We start from the raw sequence: 1,784 nt of genomic DNA, 5'->3' as shown, positions 1-1,784 counted from the left end.
ATAGGTAAAGTCAGCAACCCACAAGTGATTAGGCTGATCAGCTCTAAAATTCCGTTTCACCAAGTCAGGTGCTCGTTTTTGGTCATCTCGGCTACGGGTGGTTTGTTTGTTCTTACCTCGCCAAACACCTTGTATACCTAGCTTTTTCATTAATCGAGCAACAGTACAGCGTGCAATAATATAGCCTTCACGTTTCAGTTTTTGCCAGACTTTACGTACACCATATCGACCTGAACTTTCCTTCCAAATTCGTTTAATCTCCTCAGCATGATGCAAGTCATGTAAATCTCGCTTTGCTCGGTGTTCCCTTGCGAAGGGCTTTGTTGCATAAATAAATTTCATCCCCATACATGTTAGATGAATACAGAATCAAAAAGCCGATACAAAACAACGAACTGGTCTGAGTACAATCAGGCTTTACGTCAACGGGGTGCTTTCACCATTTGGTTTGATCCCCAAATGCAATGGTCTGCAACACCTACTGGAAAAAAAGGACGGCAACCTACCTACACTGATATAGCAATTCAATTTGCCCTGACGATACGAAACCTGTTCCAACTGGCTTTACGCCAAACACAAGGTTTCATTCAAAGCCTTTTGCAAATGGCTCACCTCGACTGGAATGTTCCAGACTTCTCAACATTGAGTCGGCGAGCAGATAAGCTCCAGCCACTTCTACATAAATCAGCAAAAAATCCACAGGAAGACTTGCATATTTTAGTTGATAGCACAGGGATCAAAGTTACAGGTGATGGGGAATGGGTGCGTAAAAAACATGGCGTAAACCAACATCGTCAATGGCTGAAATTACATCTTGCGACAGATGCAAACAGTGGAGAAATACAAGCGGTTGAAGTCACGACCTGCCAATATGGTGATGCTGAAATGCTCCAACCTCTTTTAGATCAAATTGATGAACCCATTGCATCTGTCACGGCTGATGGTGCTTATGACACAGTGAATTGTTATGATGCGATTTTGAAACGGCAAGCAAATGTAATTATCCCTCCTCGTTCCAATGCTGCTTTATGGGCAGAAAATGAAATTGGTAAAGCAAGGAATCATGCAGTACAAGGCTGTTGGGACAAGGGTCAAAAGCAGTGGAAACGAGATATTGGTTATCATCGACGATCCCGAATAGAGGCTAAAATGTTTGCCTTGAAACGACTTGGACAAGGTGTATCTAGTCGATGCTTTAATCGTCAGGTGGTTGACTTGCAAATAAGAGTCGATATTTTGAATAAATTTACTCAACTTGGTACAGCTAAAACGGTGGCTGTTGCATAAATATCTGAAGATTAGAACAACTCTACCTTTCGTCTATTTGTGCAACAAAGCCCTTGCGAAGCAATGCTTCTCATCGCAGAGATCTAGAGTCCGGTAATAGGTTGAAGGTGCGATCGGTAAAATTCTACAAATCGCCTCGACTCCGTACAGCTCTTTATTATTATGGATAAAATTCACCATTATTTGTGTGGGCGGTCGAGCTCCGCCTGGGCGAAAAAAGCGGCTGCTTTACGTAGAATTTCATTGGCGCGTTGCAGTTCTTTATTTTCGCGTTCGAGTTGTTTGATACGTTCTTGATCAGATATCTGTTGTACTTTAACTGGATTTTGTTTATCTAAATATTTTTGATACCAAACACGTAGTGTTTCAAGAGTACAACCCTTGCGCAGTATACTGCTCAGGGAGCAATAGCGGTGATCGCAGCCCAATTCGATGGATAATCTTTTTCAGATTCAATCAATAATTGAACCGCTCTTTCTCTGATTTCAGGGGTATAT

At 42.0% G+C, this 1,784-nt stretch carries 1 protein-coding gene, 2 pseudogenes and 1 other annotated feature; of the genes and pseudogenes, 1 reads left to right on the top strand and 2 read right to left on the bottom strand.

Annotated features, from left to right (window positions below; genetic code table 11):
• Nucleotides 1-306, bottom strand: a pseudogene (locus F972_RS00760) (IS3 family transposase); the annotation flags it as partial.
• A gap of 51 nt (nucleotides 307-357) precedes the next feature.
• Between F972_RS00760 and F972_RS00755 the strand changes: the two are divergent.
• Nucleotides 358-1,287, top strand: coding sequence for an IS5-like element ISAba10 family transposase (locus tag F972_RS00755; protein ID WP_004763228.1), 930 nt, complete (start codon nucleotides 358-360; stop codon nucleotides 1,285-1,287).
• Between the two features lie 39 nt (nucleotides 1,288-1,326).
• Here F972_RS00755 and F972_RS14875 read toward each other — a convergent pair.
• Nucleotides 1,327-1,784 (bottom strand): annotated as a pseudogene (locus F972_RS14875) (IS3 family transposase); the annotation flags it as partial.
• Nucleotides 1,393-1,509: a sequence feature (AL1L pseudoknot), on the bottom strand. It overlaps the preceding pseudogene by 117 nt.

The organism is Acinetobacter sp. CIP 102529, from assembly GCF_000368325.1.
GTDB lineage: Bacteria > Pseudomonadota > Gammaproteobacteria > Pseudomonadales > Moraxellaceae > Acinetobacter > Acinetobacter parvus.
The sequence above is the reverse complement of the archived record's forward strand: the minus strand, read 5'-3'. Positions and strand labels throughout refer to the sequence as shown.